This window comes from Prosthecobacter sp. (assembly GCF_044222345.1).
Lineage (GTDB): Bacteria > Verrucomicrobiota > Verrucomicrobiia > Verrucomicrobiales > Verrucomicrobiaceae > Prosthecobacter.
This window is the reverse complement of the sequence record NZ_JBGANL010000040.1, coordinates 17,764-32,554: the sequence shown is the minus strand read 5'-3', so window position 1 is coordinate 32,554 and position 14,791 is coordinate 17,764. Positions and strand designations below refer to the sequence as shown.

The window sequence follows — 14,791 nt, the reverse complement described above, 5'->3', positions numbered from 1 at the left end:
AAAGCTGCCGCCGGGATTGTGCTGCGCAACCCGTGCGGATAGACCGCATCGACCCCGGACGATTTCTATGCGTTAATCCATGCGCATGACTCTCCGCCACGAACTTCAGGCCGAATACGCCCGCTACCGCACCCGCCGCTGGTTTTTCAAAGACTGCGGCGTGGGTTTGGCGAGCATTGCGGCGATGGATCTGATGTCGCGCACGGCCAGTGCGGCGGCGCCGGTGAGTCCGCTGGCGGTGAAGAAGCCGCATTATCCCGCGAAGGCGAAGCGGGTGATTTATCTTTTCATGGGCGGGGCACCGAGCCATCTGGAGTTGTTTGACAACAAGCCGGAGCTTTCGAAATGGGATGGCAAGCTGCCGCCGCCGGACCTGCTGAAAGGTTATCGCGCGGCGTTCATCAATCCGAACAGCAAGCTGCTGGGGCCGAAGTTCAAGTTTGCACGGCATGGCCAGAGCGGCGCGGAGCTGAGCGAGCTGCTGCCGCACACGGCGAAGATGGCGGATGATCTCACGATTGTGCGGTCGATGAAAACGGACGCCTTCAATCACGCACCGGGGCAGATTTTGATGAGCACGGGCTCGCAGATTTTTGGCAGGCCGAGCTTTGGGGCGTGGACGCTCTACGGCCTCGGCACGGAGAACCAGGATCTGCCGGGCTATGTGGTGATGCAGAGCGGCCAGAAGGGGCCCAGCGGCGGCATGAGCAATTTCGGCTGCGGCTTTCTGCCCACGGTTTATCAAGGCGTGCCCTTCCGCAGCAGTGGGGAGCCGGTCTTGTTCCTGAGCAATCCAGAGGGTGTCAATGATGCGACGCAGCGGGAAACGCTGGATGTGCTGAAGCAGCTTAACGAGGAGCGGCTCAGCGTGGTGGGTGATCCTGAGATCGCCAGCCGCATCAACAGTTTTGAGCTGGCCTATCGCATGCAGCAGACGGCGCCGGAGCTGATGGACATCAGCCAGGAGCCCAAGCACATCCTCGACATGTATGGTGCGAAGCCGGGCGAGGCGTCCTTTGCCAACAACTGCCTGCTCGCGCGCCGTCTCGTGGAAAGTGGGGTGCGCTTTGTGCAGCTCTTCCATGAGGCCTGGGATCATCATGGTGGTCTGGTGAATGGCTTGAAGACACAGTGCGGCCTCACGGACCAGCCTTGTGCCGCTTTGCTGCGGGATTTGAAGCAGCGCGGTCTGCTGGAAGATACGCTGGTGATTTGGGGCGGTGAGTTTGGCCGCACGCCGATGGTGCAGGGTGGCAACGACGGGCGCGACCACCACCCAAACTGCTTCAGCATGTGGTTCGCCGGTGGTGGCATGAAGCCCGGTCTCACGCTGGGTCAGAGCGATGAGTTTGGGTTCAACGTCACCGAAGACCCCGTGCATGTGCACGATCTGCACGCCACGCTGCTGCACGTGCTTGGCTTTGAGCACACGAAGCTCAATCAGCGCTTCCAGGGCCTTGATATGAGGCTCACGGGAGTGGCCGGGGAGCTGGTGACGAAGATGCTGGCGTAGTCGCTTTCCCAAACCTCACACAACCGGGACGGTTGTGCTACGTCAGATGCCGTAACCGGCGCGATAGGCCTTGTGGATGATCGCGTCGGCTTCGGGGGTGTTGGGGGATTTCATCGCCTTGGTGTCCCATTCGACGCGTTTGCCGAAGCGAACGGCGAGGAGGCCGACGAGGAGGGATTCGGTGAAGGGGGCGGAGTACCAGAAGCCGGACTTGGCATCCTGCGGGTTGCCGGTTTTGCAGGCTTCGAGGAACTCCTTGCGGTGGCCGCTGAGGCAGCGGGGGATGGTTTTGGCGGGGATGACGAACTGCTGCATCTTGGTCTCAGGCACGATGCGCGGGGTGCCGGACCAGCCGCCCGCGAGGATGCAGCCTTTGTCGCCGACGAAGTAGATGCCGTTGTCGCCGAGGTTGCGGGTTTCTTCGAGACCTTCCGGACGCGGGGGCAGCTTGCCGCCGTCATACCAGACCATCTTCACGGCAGGGCGGTCGCCTTTGGCGGGGAAGTGGTAGGTGATGATGCTCCACACGGGGTAGGACTGGTTGTTGTTGGGGCCGCTTTCGGCTTCCACCCAGTCGGGGGCATCGAGATCAAGGGCGTAGAAGGCAGGGTCGGCGTTGTGCACGGCCATGTCTCCTAAAGCACCGCAGCCGAAGTCCCACCAGCCGCGCCATTTGCGCGGGCAGAAGTCGGGATGGTAGGCGCGTGCTTTGGCGGGGCCGAGCCAGAGGTCCCAGTCGAGATTTTTCGGCACAGGCGGCGTGTCGGTGGGGTAGGCCTTGCCTTGGGAATCCCAGAATTTGCCGGGGCGGTCTGACCACACGTGCACCTCGGTCACTTTGCCGATGGCTCCTGCCTGAATCCACTCGCGGGTGAGGCGGATGCCTTCGCTGGCGTGGCCTTGGTTGCCCATCTGCGTGACGCGTTTGGTCTCTGCGGCCACATCACGCATGGCACGTGCTTCGGCGATGGTGTGGGCCAGCGGCTTTTCCACATAGACGTGGCGTCCGGCGCGCATGGCCATGATGCTGGCGGGGGCGTGCACGTGGTCCGGCGTGGCCACGAGGACGGCGTCGATGTCCTTCTGCTTGTCGATCAGTTCGCGATAGTCGCGGTAGAGCTTCGCCCCGGGGTATTTTTTGATGGTGCCGGCGGAGTGATCGAGATCGACATCGCAAAGGGCGACGATGTTGGCGAGGCCCGAGTCATCCAGGTCCCGGATGTCGCCCCCGCCCTGTCCGCCGATGCCGATGCAGCCGAGATTGATTTTTTCGCTCGGCGGAGTGAAACCGGTACCACCAATCACGTGACGAGGCACGATTTGGAAGCCGAACACTGCGGCGGCGGTGGATTTAATGAACTGGCGACGAGGAAGCTGGGACATCTCAAGAAAACGTAAAATAAAAACAAGCTCTTGCGTAGAGTCTGCCCGCAGGCTCGTATAAGTCCTTATGAAGCGACCTTGGAAAGATATCTCCGTACCCCTGCGTGACGGCATGATACACTGGCCCGGTGATCCCGAGTGCCACATCAAACGTGTGGTCAGCATGGATGATGGCGCCGTATGCAACCTGACTCACCTCAGCATGAGCGCTCATACGGGAACGCACATGGATGCGCCGCGACATTTCATCGCCGATGGCATGACGATGGAGCAGATGCCGCTGGAGCCCGTGATCGGCCGCTGCCGCGTTTTTGAGCTGCTGGACTGCGGAGATCAAATCACGGTGGATGATCTGAAGAAGCTCAAGATAGCCCCGCGCCAGCGCGTGCTGTTCAAGACACGCAACTCGACGCGAAGCTGGGCGATGAACGAGTTCGACAAGGACTTCGTCTCCATCCGTGCGGACGCTGCACGGTACCTTGTGGATCAAGGCGTGGTGACCGTGGGCGTGGACTACCTCAGCATCGGCGGCTTCAACAAGGATGGAGTCGAAACGCATCAGATCATGCTTGGTGCTGGTATCTGGGTGATCGAGGGCCTGAATCTGGCCGAGATCAAAGCCGGCTACTACGAGCTGATCTGCCTGCCGCTCAAACTGGAAGGTGCCGATGGCGCGCCGTGCCGGGTGGTGCTGCGTTAACCTGCGCGCCGCTTCATCTGATCGCTCGCCTGGTCGAGGATGTGGCGCTCCTCGGCGGTGAGGCTGTGCATGCCTTGGTGGCTGATCTTGTCGAGGATGTCATCGACGGTGGGAGTGCTGCTTTTTTTCGCGGGCTTCCGGGTCTGCGGCGGCGAACGTTTGGGCAGGGAGGGGAGCTTCAGCGCGCCTGTTTCAAAGCGGATGAAGGCGTAGGCGGTGCCGACGTTGGCGGCGAGGAGGAGAAGCGAGGACCAGTCGCGGCCGCCAATGCAAGCGAGAGCATTGATGCCCACAAAGACGGCGGCGAGCACCCAGGCCTCGACGGCAAGAATGATGACGTTGAGCTTCGCATTCGGATACAGCGTGGCGAAGGCGATGAAGACGCCGAACTCAAGCTGCGTGATGCCCATGCAGGCAAGGCCGCGACTGCCTAAGAGGCTGAACAATGTGATGAACAGAGGTGAAACCAGCAGCAGCAGGAGAAGCAGCCGGACAAAGGCGCGGCGGCCAAGGTGACGCTCCACAGCTTCGCCAAAGTTCCAGAGCAGGAGGCAGCCTACGAGAGTCCAGAGACTGGGGGGATTGACGAAGATATAGGTCAGAGGCGTCCAGAGATGGAACTGACGGAAAGCGTTGTCGTAAGTGAAGACAAAATGCCCCATCAAGTCGTAACCGAGCACCGCAGTGATGATCATGCTCGCAGCTCCGACGAGTGCGATGACGGCGGCGAGATAGACGGGGTGCGTTTTCCACCACGTCAGCGGAAGGTGGTCTTTGGATTCGGGGAGCCAGGAGTTGAACATGAGTTTTGATTTCTACTTACGCACACGATCGACGAGAACAGCGCCGAGAATGACGAGGCCGAGGACGATTTTCTGCGTGTTGCTTTCGACGTTGGTGAGGTTCATGCCGTTTTGGATGACGGCGATGATGAAAGCGCCGATCAATGTGCCGGGCATGGTTCCCCGGCCACCGCTGAGGCTGGTGCCGCCCACCACGACGGCGGCGATGACATAGAGCTCATACATCTGGCCGTAGGTCGGGGAGCCGCTTTTGAGCAAGGATGCGGTGACCACGCCGCCGAGGCCGGCGAGCAGCCCGCAGATGACGTAGGCGATAAGGATGACGCGCTGGACGGGCACGCCGGAAAGGTGCGCGGCTTCCACATTGCCACCGACGGCGTAGAGGTTTCGGCCGAGGCGGGTCTGCGTCATCACGATGTGGGCGGCGGCGTAGAGCAGCAGCATGAGCACCACGGCATTGGGCAGGCCCAGAAGATCGGAGCCTCGGCCCAGCCGGGCAAAGGAATCCGGCACCTGGTAGACGGATTGATTTTCGGCGAGCCGATAGGCGAGGCCGCTGCCCACGAGCATCATTGCCAGGGTGACGATGAAGGGCGGCATGCGCAGGCGTGTGATGAAGGCGCCGGAGAGCAGGCCGCACGCACCGCATACCGCGATGCCACCGAGCCCGGCGGCGAACATGCCAGCGGCTCCAGCATGCACACCGCCGCAGAAATCACGCACGATGATCGTGGTGATGACGGCGGAGAGGGCGATTAGGCTGCCCACGCTGAGATCGATGCCTGCGGTGATGATCACCAAAGTCATGCCGATGGCGAGGATGGCGATGACGGCGATCTGATTGGCGATGTTGAGCAGGTTGTCGGTCTTGAGGAAGACGGGCCAGGCATGGGGCCTGGGCTGTACCACACGGGTGTTTTTGAGCGCGGGGAAGTCGGTGGGAAGATCGCTGAACACGAGCCAGGATGCGGTGGCCTGATTGCAGGCGATCACATCAAGGCCGCCCGATGCGGCGGCACGCAGCAGCGCGGCGCGTGCGTCCTTGGGTTCGCCCTGAACGATTTCAGCGCGGGAGCCGAGCTCTGCCTGGAGGGCTTTGGCGAAGGCGGTGTCTGCGGTGGTCGGGCGCACGACGATGAGGACTTTCGCCTGCGGGGTGATTTGCGTGGCGACGTCCCTGGCAGCGGCGGCATTCTGCGGGTATTGTGTGGTCCAGGTGGCGATGCTGAAGAAGACGCAGAGCAGCAGCAGTGCGATGAGCATGCCGGAGCCGGCGAGGTGGTGGCGGATGGAGGCAGGGAGACGGCTCATGCGGAAAGAACGATCATGAGGGGCGGAAGAATGCAGTTCAAGACCAGACGTTCATGATTGACCCCGGGCTGAGTTTCAGGGTAACCTGCGGCACTTATGAAAACGCGCTTTCTTTCTTTGATTGTCCTGCTGCTGGCCGCCACTCATTCCCGCGCCGACTGGGTGCTGGTGCAAAAGACTGATGCAGAGGGCAAGGAGACCGTGGTCACCACGAAGATCAAGGGAGAGCAGGCACGGGTGGACATGGGAGACAAGATGTCCGCCATCCTGGGGGCTGAGGGCATGGTCATGATGATGCATGCGCAGAAAATGATGATGAAGATGGATCTGGCGACGCTGAAAGCTTCCCTGGAAAAGACGGGAAAGGGTCCGGGCGGACAGCCAGCGGCCAAACCGGTGGCGACGGGGCAGAAGGAGAAAGTCGGGGAGTGGGACGCGGAGATTTACACCTGGGAAGGGACGCTGGGCAAAGGCCGCTTCTGGGTGGCCAAGGATTTCCCGAAACACGCGGAGATCAGCGCCATCAGCGACAAACTTGGCAAGGTGATGGGCGGCGCGGTGTCCGGCATTTCACCGCAGGCTTCGGATTTCGACGGCATGGTGGTGAAATCCGAGATGACGATGATGGGCAAGAGCGTGGTCTCTCACCTGGTCTCTGCCAAAGAAGAGACTTTGGCTCCGGAGGAGTTTGTGCCGCCTGCCGGCTACAATGAAATGAAGATGCCCGGAGCGCCGAAATGAGCTAGGGCGTCAGCACGCAGGAATAAGCGGCGGTGTTGGAGCCGGGCATGGAGATGACCACCGGCTGCTGCGTCTGCCGCACGGCCAGCGTTCCCAGCACAAGCTGCAGGGCGCTGCTGGCACCCATGCTTTCACCGAGGACGTACTTCGGGCTGAGCACGGCGTCCCAAGTCCGCCCGGACCAGGCCGCGATCTCTGTGTGGTCCAGTTTGGCGATGCCGGTGCGGTCATTGATCAGCGTGGCGGGGCCCTGGAGCTGCGCGAGTGTTTGCGCGGCCAGTTCCGGCAGCCGTTCGCAGCGCTCCTGCCAGGAGAGATAGCCCAGCGGGCCGATGATTTCGCGGACGCGAGGGCCGCCGCCGCTGGCGGAGAGCAGGAGTGCCCCGGCACCTTCGGAGCCGATGAGCTTGGGATGGTAGTAGGTGAGTGCCTCGGCGCTGAGCCAGTCGCATTCTTCCGCAGCGATGAGCAGGCACTCCTGCACGATGCCGCTGCCGATCCAGAACGCGGCGGTGTCGAGCGCCTCCATGATGGAGTTGGGGCTGCCCAGCAGCGTGCTGACTGCGCCATCCACTCCGAGGAATGAGGCGACATGGGAGGCGGGCGCGTTGAACACGGTTTCAGGAAAGATCAGCGGGCTGGCCTGCGCGGGATTTTGCAGCACCTCGTCGTAAAAGCGGCCGGTGTAGTTTACGCAGCCGTTCATCATGACGAAGAGAATGCCCAGACCCGGGGGAGGGGCGGCTGGGTCGTGCCCGGCATCTGCCAGGGCCTCCAGGGCCGCAGCCACGGAGTAGCGTGTGATCGCGCTGGAGCGGCGGAGGCGCGGATGACGCGCGACCTTTTCCGGCGGGGCAGGTGGGGCAAAGCGGGATTCGCAGGGCCAGTTCCGGACATCCCCGGGGCGGGCGCAGGATCGGGAGGGCAGCGGTGTGCCCGCCAGCACGGCCGCGTGCATGGCGGCGGCGCTCCAGCCGGCGGAGCTCACGGCACCGACACCACGGATGCAGATGTTGCGCGCGTTCATGCGGACCTCCTTTGCAGCACGAGGGTTGCGTTGGTGCCGCCGAAGCCAAAGGAATTGGTCAGCGCATAGTCGAGCGAGGAGCGGCGGAACTGGCGCACCAGATCAAAGTGAACGGCGGGATCGACTTCGCGCACGTTCAGGCTCCCGGGCAGCCACTGACCCTGCAGGGCCATAAGGCAGATCACGGCTTCGACTGCTCCAGCGCCGCCGAGCAGATGGCCCATGCAGGACTTGGTGGAGCTGACTGGAATCTTCGACACGGCATCACCCGCCCAGGCGGCGATGGCGGAGGCCTCGGCCACGTCATTGAACGGTGTGCCGGTGCCGTGAGAGTTGATGTAGCCGATTTGAGCGGGTGAGACACCGGCCTGGGCGCAGGCGGCGGTCATGGTGCGGATGGCGGCTTTGCCAGCGGGGTCTGGCTGCGTGAGGTGATGCAGGTCGGTGGCGGTGGCATAGCCGGAGACGTTTCCCAGGGCTGCGCTCTGGCGCACCTCTTCGGCTTCCAGCAGCATGACGGCGGCGCCTTCACCGAGCGCGAGCCCGTCCCGCTGCGCATCAAAGGGCCGCGGGATGCCGCTGGGTGCGAGGGCGTGCAGGGTGTCAAACCCGGCAAACACGAGTTTAGCGAGCGCATCGTAGCCGCCTGCGAGCACGCGTTTGGCGCGGCCGGAGCGGATCATGTCCGCCGCCCAGCCAATGGCGTTGGCACCGGAGGCGCAGGCATTGGAAACGATGATGACCGGGCCGCGCCAGTCAAACTCGGCGGCGATGCTGCTCATCTGGCGCTGCGGCTGGTAATATTCGGCACGTGAAAGCTGGGTCGGGACGCGGGCGGCATCCTGATGCGCATGCTCGAAATAGGCCTCTCCCAGAGGCATGGCCCCGGCGGAGGTGCCGATGACCATGGCGTCGATACCCTCCATGTTCTCCCGGCCCGCCTGCGCGAGCGCCTCACGGATGGCCATGAGCAGCATGCGCGTGCCACGGTCAAAGTAGGTCTGCTTGTGGGAGGGGATGCGGCGGAAGAGGCTTTCTGCGGGCAGGTCCACCACGCCGGCGGTTTTGGCGATGAATTCGCGGGTGTCGAAGAGTTCGACCGGCTTGAAGGCGGTGCGGTCCGCCGCCAGCGCCATTTCATTCGCCTGCCAGCCCATGCCCAAGGGTGAAACGATCCCCGCTCCGGTGATAGCGATGTTCTTGCTTAAAGGTGGAGGCACTAGGGGGGACAGGATGAGATTCGTTGTGTGGAGGGTTGAACTGCTAACGCAAGTGTTCATTCTACCGCACGGCGCGGGCTATGGTTTACGCTTCGCCGCAAGGACTGCAAATGTTTGGTGAACGCTGGGATCGTATTGTGGCTGAGCGCGGCGCGCAGGCGGCTTTGTATCTGGCTGACGGACGTGCGACCACGTTCCGCGAGCTGGATGTCGAGGCGCGTGCTGCCAGGCCGACCGGTGATTACGTGCTGGTGCAGGGGGAGGTACCACAAATTTTGCGGCAGCTGCTGGCCGGATTTTTGCACGGCGTGCCGGTGCAGCTGGTGGAAAAGGACCGCTCCCGCCGCATTCCTGCCAGGCCGCCGCCTGCCGGCACGGCCCTGATCAAGCAGGCCGTGGGTGGCTCGGGGGTACGCCGCTGCCAGTTTTTCACGTTTGATCAAATCGCTGCGGATGTGGACCGGCTGCATGCGGTGCTGGATCTCGGCGCACGCGGGACGGGGGTGGCGGCGATTTCCTGCGCGCATTCCTTTGGCCTGACGATGACAGTGCTGCAAACGCTGTTCAACGGGGTGCCCACCTGCTTTGCGCCGCAGCCGTTTGCGCAGCCGCTGATGGAGACGATGCAGCACCACCGGCGGCTGTTCCTGCCGGGTGTTCCGGCCCTTTGGAAGGCCTGGCTGCGGGGCGATGTCTGCTTTGACAACATCAGTCTGGCGATCTCCGCCGGATCTCCGCTCACGCTCGATCTGGAGCGCCTGGCGCTGGAGCAGCATGGGCTGAAGATTCACAATCTCTACGGGACGAGCGAGTGCGGTGCGGTGTCCTGGGACGAGACGCTCGATTTGCGTGAGGATGGGAGCGATCTCGGCACCCTCCTGCCCGGCGTGCAGACGCACACCGATGCCGAGGGCCGTCTGGTGGTGAGCAGCAGCTCCGTGGGGCTGGGGTATGATGACCAGCTGCCGCAGGAAAACTATGGCTCCGGGGTTTTCACCACGAGCGATCTGGTGGAGCGGCACGGCCAGCAGCTGCGGTTTCAGCAGTGCAGGGGTGCTGGAATCAACGTGGCGGGCCGCAAGCTCAGCCCCATCGAAATCGCCGAAAAAATCATGCGGGCCTCGAAACTGGACCAGGTGACAATCTATGGTGCCCGGAGTCGCGATCCGGAGCGCTGCCAGGACATCGTGGCGGAAGTCGGCCTGCCTCAGGCGGAAATTGATCCCGCTTTCAAAATCACCGCCTGTTCATTGCTCGCACCCTGGGAAGTCCCGCGTAAATGGATCGGCAGACCATGAACACCCGTTTGCCATCCAGTGCCCTAAAACGCATCACCCAGCTTTGTGTCAGGCGCCATGAGCGCTTTTACTCCGTGGTGAAGCTGCGTTCTGATCCCGTTTACGCTGCCGTTACCAAAGAGCTGCTGGGTGCCCCGCTGCCGGTGCTGGACATCGGCTGCGGCATCGGCCTGCTGGCGTTTTACCTGCGCGAGTCAGGCTTTGCGCCTGCCATCGCCGGGTTTGATTACGATGCCGAAAAAATCTCCTGTGCGCAGAGCATGGCCGCCCTCAGCAGCTGCGAAGGGCTCAGCTTCATGACCGGGGATGCACGCGCCGGACTGCCGGAATGCAGCGGGCATGTGGTGATCCTGGACATCCTGCAGTTTTTCACGCGGCAGGAGCAGGAGGCGCTGCTCAAAGCGGCCGCATCCCGCGTGGCGCAGGGCGGGAAGCTGATCATTCGCACCTGCCTGCAGAACGACTCCCTGCGCTTTCGCATCACGGTGGCGGGAGACTGGCTGGCCAAGCTGACGTTTTGGATGAAGGACGCACCCGTGTGCTATCCGGACCGTGCGTTATTTGAGTCCGTGCTGGGCGCCGCCGGGCTGCGGGTGCGGGTGCAGCCGCTATGGGGCGGCACGCCGTTCAACAACCATCTCGTCGTCGCTGAACGCGAGTGAGGCAGCTTTACCCGATGACTTCATACTCGCAATTGCGGAGTTCTTGCCCGATAACCAGCATTGGGTCTACTACGTCCGCATACCGTTCCAGCGAGAGCCGGATTCGGCGTGACGAGCGCGAATTATGATTTTAGTAAATTGCTTGCTAATGGAAGCCCTCTGCCATGAGAATCTCTGAAGTTCAACTCACCAACTTTCGCTGCTTTGAATCGCTCACGTTGCGATTCGACCCGGGCGAGAATGTGCATGTCTTCGTTGGCGATAATGGTGCGGGGAAGTCGGCCATTTTAGACGCCATCGCTCTAGGATTGGCACCCATTGCCCGGCGCTTCGGGCAACCCCCTGGAGGAAGCCGGAGAAACTTGCTCGACATCACCGAATCCGCTCATCACGCAAACACTGTTGCTGCCGTTCTTGATAAGACTCCGCCTAAACCTTTCTGCCATCTAAGATTCAAAGGTCAACCCAACGGGCATGTCGTCGAATGGGACGCCCATCTGCTGCGTGATAAATCCAAGCGAACCAAGGCGGCCTTGCCGCCACTGATCGGTAACAAACATTTGAATGATGCTTTGGATGAGGATGTTTTCCGGATTGCCGAAGACCCGGCTGGCGAGGCTGGAATTGTGCCAATGTATGCTTATTACGGCACAAGTCGCGCGGTCCTCGATATTCCGCAGCGGCAAACGAACTTCGAGAGTGCTTTTTCGCGCAGTGCCGCATTGAAAAATGCCCTTGATCCCGTAAGCCGTTTCAAGGACGCATTCGAGTGGTTCTTTGCGATGGAACGTGACGAATTAAAAATTCGCAACGAGCGGGAAGACTTTCGCTACAAACTGCCAGTGCTGGAAGCGGTGCGCCGCGCAATTCTTGCGATGCTCCCTGAGTTCTCCGACCCGCGTATCACTACGCACCCGCTTCATTTCCAGCTTAGTCGCAAGAACGCAGACAACTCGGTTACTGATCTTTATGCGGAGCAGCTTAGCGACGGCTATCGCACGATGCTAGCCCTCGTCATGGATTTCGCCCGCCGTCTTGCCCAAGCGAATCCGCAACTTCAAGACCCCCTCGCCACTGAAGCGGTGCTGCTCATCGACGAGGTGGATTTGCATCTGCATCCCGACTGGCAACAGAGGATTATTCCAGATTTGCAGCGGACGTTCCCCAACACGCAACTTATTCTCACCACGCACAGCCCCCAAGTCCTGACTTCGATCCACAGCAAGAGTGTGCAGATTGTCCGCGATGGAAAACTTTACCCTTCCCCTGGTGGCATTTACGGTGCCGAAAGCAAACGGACCTTGGAGCGGGTGATGAGAATCCCCAGCCGCCCGCCAGACAACGAGCGAGTGAAGCGTCTGGAGGAACTGTTTGCCCACATCCGAAGCGAGCGCTTCCCCGAGGCGAAAGAACTCGCCCTCCGCCTTGCTCAAGAATTCAACAGCAACGAGCCGGCGGTGGATGAAGCGCTCACGGAAATTGAAAATCGTATGTGGGAAAAGGAGGTCGGTCTGTGAAGCGGTGCCTGAAATCAGACCCCGAGCCACTGTGCCTCGCGACTTACCGCAACGCATGGCCGCAGGGAACGTGGAACGAGTTTCGGGATACCCAATGCTATCAAACCGTCCGGTCCACAAGTCGGACGGATCAAGGTGGTTTGTGTGCCTACTGCGAGCGGTTGTTACCCGAAAACGACCGACAAATTGCCCACTTCCATCCGAAGTCAGATACAAACGGAAGCGTCAACTGGGCGCTTCTTTGGCCGAACCTCTGGTTTGCATGCTGCGGTGGCGATCAGGCGACAATGGTCCACCCGGACTCTTACCTGCCCCCGACTGTCGAGAACCGAAGCTGCGATGTCGCAAAGGAAGACAATGTCGTTGATGGGCATGTGTTTTCTCCAGCTGAGCTTCCCGCATTTCCGAGACTTTTTCGCTACGAGCAGCGCACGGACTGCATGGACATCGCACCGGACGACGTGAACTGCGCTGCTGCTGGCGTGGCGGTGAACCTCGCAGAATCCACCGTCACGACCTTCAACCTCAACTGTCGGCGGTTATCCGAGGCGCGAATGCGCGTCCACAAGGCCATTGAGAGCCAAATCAAACGTCTACGCGAAAACTCGCCACAGGCTGCAACGCACTATCAAACCCTCGTGCAAAGACACCTCTCCAAGGGCGTGGACGGTAACTGGAAACCATTCTTCACCATGATCCGGTGGCGCTTTGGCACTACGGCGGAGGCTTATCTTCAATCCATCAATTACCAAGGTTGACGACTTCCGCCAAGCACCAGCTACTGAAAAAATCTTTTCAGCAGGCTCCCTCTTCGCAGCCTCCATCGTCGCTGAACGCGATTGAGGCGGGCGGTACGCATGGAAGGCCGCTGGCCACCATCATGGAGGCGACGGCTTCCGCCACCTCGACGGCCACGGGGGTGCCTTCGTGAATCAGCACGATGGCGCCGGGTTTCAGCCGGTGGGAGATGCGCCGGGTGATGGTGGGCACGTCGGTCAGCACACCGTCAAACCCGCGCGCGGTCCACAGCATCATTCGCAGCCCCAGGGAGCGGGCGATCAGCGCGGTGAAGAGGTTGTGATGGCCTGCGGGAGGGCGGAAAAAACGTGGCGGCTGGCCGGGGCAGAGGGCGGCCAGCGTCTCCTGACAGCCTGCGATCTCGCGCCACAGTCGCGCCGGGCGCAGCATCCAGAAGGTGCTGGCAGGATGCGTCTGCGTGTGGTTGCCGATCTCGTGGCCGCGCGCGAGGATGTCGCGCACGAGTTCCGGATGTTGCATGGCACGTTCGCCCACGAGATAGAAGAGCGCCTTGATGCGGTGGCGGTCCAGGATGTCCAGAATTGCCGGGGTGTGTTCCGGGTGCGGACCGTCATCAATGGTGAGCAGCACCGGGTTTCCAGCCTGAGGCAGCCGTTTGATCATGCGGCCAAACAAGGCGCAGCGTGGCACCAGGGTGCCGATCGTCATGGTGGTCAGGACGGTGCAAAACAGCAGCACCGCCGCGAGGGGCTGCCCGTGCCCAGCCAGCCAGATCACCACCGGCACGGGGAGGAGGCCCAGGGCGAAGCGAAAGTACGCCTGCCGCAGGGTGCTGGCACGCACGGCTGCATTCATGCCGGATCGCGGGTGACGAGCGGTTCAAAGACAAACCATTGGTCCCAGTGCTGGAGAAGAAAGTGATGCATCACCGGGATCCAGGCGGCGCTGATCTCGGCGGCCCTGGCCTTGCGCCCGCCTTCGAAGAAGGGTTGGCCAATCTCAATGCGGTAAGCCAGCCGCCCCCTGCGGCTGAGGAACACCGGGTAGCACGGCACGCCGGTCACCTCTGCGAGGACCAGCGGCCCGCGCGGGATCTTATAAGTCACGCCGTCAATGCGGGCCAGCGTGGGGGTCACCTCACCCAGGACACGGTCGCCCTGCACGCAGACGACTTCACCTGCGAGGAGCAGGCGGCACAGCTCCATGCCGAGATGGCCGCCGGGTTCGTTGTAATGAACGTGCAGATTCGGCTCACGGCGCTCCTCGTCACAGAGCTCCTTGCCGCGCAGCTTTTTCAGCGAGTCCGAGGCCTCCGGCATGCGGACGGTATGGACGGGCCGGGTGAATTTGCGGGCGAAGAGGCTGGCACCGATGTCGTAATTTCCCGAATGCACGGTGAAGATCAGCGCGCCTCCCGGGTGTTTTTCCAGATCCTCGAAGTCGCCTGAGCCGATGATCTCCCAGTCGATCTTGCGCTGAAAATGCAGATACCAGAGCCGGTCGAGGTAGGTCAGCGAAAACTGGACGAAGACCTGAAATCCTGCCAGCCCGCTGGAGCCTTTGCCGGGGATGAGGGCGCTGAGATTCGCGCGGATGGCCTCACGCTGTTCTACCGCCAGGATGTAAGCGATCAGAGAGAGGGGATAGGCGCACAGGGTGAAGACCGGCGCGGGCAGCCAGCGCATGCAAAACAAGATGGCCTGCGTCCAGCATGCATCATGCAGACCCATGCGCGGGGGAGTGGAGGGCGCGTTCGGCTCGTGGGTTGCAGAATCAGCGGACAGCATTATTTAAAGGCGTACTAAAAAACTAAGGGAGACGTTCTGTTTCGACCGTCACACCGCCTCCCACAACTGA

At 61.8% G+C, this 14,791-nt stretch carries 14 protein-coding genes; 7 read left to right on the top strand and 7 right to left on the bottom strand.

Annotated features, from left to right (window positions below; all coding sequences use genetic code 11):
• The first annotated feature begins 85 nt into the window (after positions 1-85).
• On the top strand, positions 86-1,513 hold the full coding sequence (locus ACILSL_RS19325; RefSeq protein ID WP_395733700.1) for a DUF1501 domain-containing protein: 1,428 nt from the start codon (positions 86-88) through the stop codon (positions 1,511-1,513).
• A 42-nt stretch (positions 1,514-1,555) separates the two neighbouring features.
• Here the strand turns inward: ACILSL_RS19325 and ACILSL_RS19320 are convergent, their stop codons facing one another.
• Positions 1,556-2,896 carry a Gfo/Idh/MocA family protein gene (locus ACILSL_RS19320; protein WP_395733699.1) on the bottom strand — a complete coding sequence of 447 codons (1,341 nt, stop codon included), beginning with the start codon at positions 2,894-2,896 and terminating at the stop codon, positions 1,556-1,558.
• A 67-nt stretch (positions 2,897-2,963) separates the two neighbouring features.
• Here ACILSL_RS19320 and ACILSL_RS19315 point away from each other — a divergent pair, with 67 nt between their 5' ends.
• Entirely contained in the window at positions 2,964-3,596 is a 633-nt protein-coding gene (locus ACILSL_RS19315) for a cyclase family protein (protein WP_395733698.1), read from the top strand.
• Here ACILSL_RS19315 and ACILSL_RS19310 read toward each other — a convergent pair.
• Together ACILSL_RS19310 and ACILSL_RS19305 are read right to left on the bottom strand one after the other, a co-directional pair.
• Positions 3,593-4,399 carry a rhomboid family intramembrane serine protease gene (locus tag ACILSL_RS19310; protein ID WP_395733697.1) on the bottom strand — a complete coding sequence of 269 codons (807 nt, stop codon included), beginning with the start codon at positions 4,397-4,399 and terminating at the stop codon, positions 3,593-3,595. The genes ACILSL_RS19315 and ACILSL_RS19310 overlap by 4 nt on opposite strands.
• 12 nt (positions 4,400-4,411) lie before the next feature.
• A complete protein-coding gene (locus ACILSL_RS19305) occupies positions 4,412-5,710 on the bottom strand; it encodes an ABC transporter permease (protein WP_395733696.1) in 1,299 nt (432 codons plus the stop codon).
• 96 nt (positions 5,711-5,806) lie between these two features.
• Between ACILSL_RS19305 and ACILSL_RS19300 the strand changes: the two genes are divergently transcribed.
• A complete protein-coding gene (locus tag ACILSL_RS19300; protein WP_395733695.1) occupies positions 5,807-6,451 on the top strand; it encodes a DUF4412 domain-containing protein in 645 nt (214 codons plus the stop codon).
• Position 6,452: 1 nt separating this feature from the next.
• Here the strand turns inward: ACILSL_RS19300 and ACILSL_RS19295 are convergent, their stop codons facing one another.
• Both ACILSL_RS19295 and ACILSL_RS19290 read right to left on the bottom strand, forming a co-directional pair.
• On the bottom strand, positions 6,453-7,478 hold the full coding sequence (locus tag ACILSL_RS19295; RefSeq protein WP_395733694.1) for a hypothetical protein: 1,026 nt from the start codon (positions 7,476-7,478) through the stop codon (positions 6,453-6,455).
• Entirely contained in the window at positions 7,475-8,698 is a 1,224-nt protein-coding gene (locus ACILSL_RS19290) for a beta-ketoacyl-[acyl-carrier-protein] synthase family protein (protein WP_395733693.1), read from the bottom strand. The genes ACILSL_RS19295 and ACILSL_RS19290 overlap by 4 nt, the downstream gene beginning before the upstream one ends.
• A gap of 110 nt (positions 8,699-8,808) precedes the next feature.
• On the opposite strand from ACILSL_RS19290, the gene ACILSL_RS19285 reads away from it, so the two are divergent.
• From ACILSL_RS19285 to ACILSL_RS19270, 4 genes are all read left to right on the top strand, one after another.
• Positions 8,809-9,996, top strand: coding sequence for an AMP-binding protein (locus tag ACILSL_RS19285; RefSeq protein ID WP_395733692.1), 1,188 nt, complete (start codon positions 8,809-8,811; stop codon positions 9,994-9,996).
• On the top strand, positions 9,993-10,658 hold the full coding sequence (locus ACILSL_RS19280; RefSeq protein ID WP_395733691.1) for a class I SAM-dependent methyltransferase: 666 nt from the start codon (positions 9,993-9,995) through the stop codon (positions 10,656-10,658). The genes ACILSL_RS19285 and ACILSL_RS19280 overlap by 4 nt, the downstream gene beginning before the upstream one ends.
• Before the next feature lie 164 nt (positions 10,659-10,822).
• Complete coding sequence (locus ACILSL_RS19275; protein WP_395733690.1) at positions 10,823-12,175, top strand: AAA family ATPase; 1,353 nt, start codon at positions 10,823-10,825, stop codon at positions 12,173-12,175.
• A complete protein-coding gene (locus ACILSL_RS19270; RefSeq protein ID WP_395733689.1) occupies positions 12,151-12,933 on the top strand; it encodes a retron system putative HNH endonuclease in 783 nt (260 codons plus the stop codon). The genes ACILSL_RS19275 and ACILSL_RS19270 overlap by 25 nt, the downstream gene beginning before the upstream one ends.
• Before the next feature lie 37 nt (positions 12,934-12,970).
• On the opposite strand, the gene ACILSL_RS19265 is transcribed toward ACILSL_RS19270, so the two are convergent.
• Both ACILSL_RS19265 and ACILSL_RS19260 read right to left on the bottom strand, forming a co-directional pair.
• Positions 12,971-13,789, bottom strand: coding sequence for a polysaccharide deacetylase family protein (locus ACILSL_RS19265; protein ID WP_395733688.1), 819 nt, complete (start codon positions 13,787-13,789; stop codon positions 12,971-12,973).
• On the bottom strand, positions 13,786-14,664 hold the full coding sequence (locus tag ACILSL_RS19260) for a hypothetical protein (RefSeq protein ID WP_395733687.1): 879 nt from the start codon (positions 14,662-14,664) through the stop codon (positions 13,786-13,788). Before ACILSL_RS19260 ends, ACILSL_RS19265 begins: the two co-directional genes overlap by 4 nt.
• Positions 14,665-14,791 lie beyond the last annotated feature (127 nt).

What these genes read in the sequence shown, in the direction of transcription:
- ACILSL_RS19310 (WP_395733697.1), bottom strand. Translation starts at nt 4,399, where the DNA reads ATGTTCAACTCCTGGCTCCCCGAATCCAAAGACCACCTTCCGCTGACG.
- ACILSL_RS19275 (WP_395733690.1), top strand. Translation starts at nt 10,823, where the DNA reads ATGAGAATCTCTGAAGTTCAACTCACCAACTTTCGCTGCTTTGAATCG.
- ACILSL_RS19295 (WP_395733694.1), bottom strand. Translation starts at nt 7,478, where the DNA reads ATGAACGCGCGCAACATCTGCATCCGTGGTGTCGGTGCCGTGAGCTCC.
- ACILSL_RS19265 (WP_395733688.1), bottom strand. Translation starts at nt 13,789, where the DNA reads ATGAATGCAGCCGTGCGTGCCAGCACCCTGCGGCAGGCGTACTTTCGC.
- ACILSL_RS19260 (WP_395733687.1), bottom strand. Translation starts at nt 14,664, where the DNA reads ATGGGTCTGCATGATGCATGCTGGACGCAGGCCATCTTGTTTTGCATG.
- ACILSL_RS19285 (WP_395733692.1), top strand. Translation starts at nt 8,809, where the DNA reads ATGTTTGGTGAACGCTGGGATCGTATTGTGGCTGAGCGCGGCGCGCAG.
- ACILSL_RS19300 (WP_395733695.1), top strand. Translation starts at nt 5,807, where the DNA reads ATGAAAACGCGCTTTCTTTCTTTGATTGTCCTGCTGCTGGCCGCCACT.
- ACILSL_RS19325 (WP_395733700.1), top strand. Translation starts at nt 86, where the DNA reads ATGACTCTCCGCCACGAACTTCAGGCCGAATACGCCCGCTACCGCACC.
- ACILSL_RS19320 (WP_395733699.1), bottom strand. Translation starts at nt 2,896, where the DNA reads ATGTCCCAGCTTCCTCGTCGCCAGTTCATTAAATCCACCGCCGCCGCA.
- ACILSL_RS19305 (WP_395733696.1), bottom strand. Translation starts at nt 5,710, where the DNA reads ATGAGCCGTCTCCCTGCCTCCATCCGCCACCACCTCGCCGGCTCCGGC.
- ACILSL_RS19280 (WP_395733691.1), top strand. Translation starts at nt 9,993, where the DNA reads ATGAACACCCGTTTGCCATCCAGTGCCCTAAAACGCATCACCCAGCTT.
- ACILSL_RS19315 (WP_395733698.1), top strand. Translation starts at nt 2,964, where the DNA reads ATGAAGCGACCTTGGAAAGATATCTCCGTACCCCTGCGTGACGGCATG.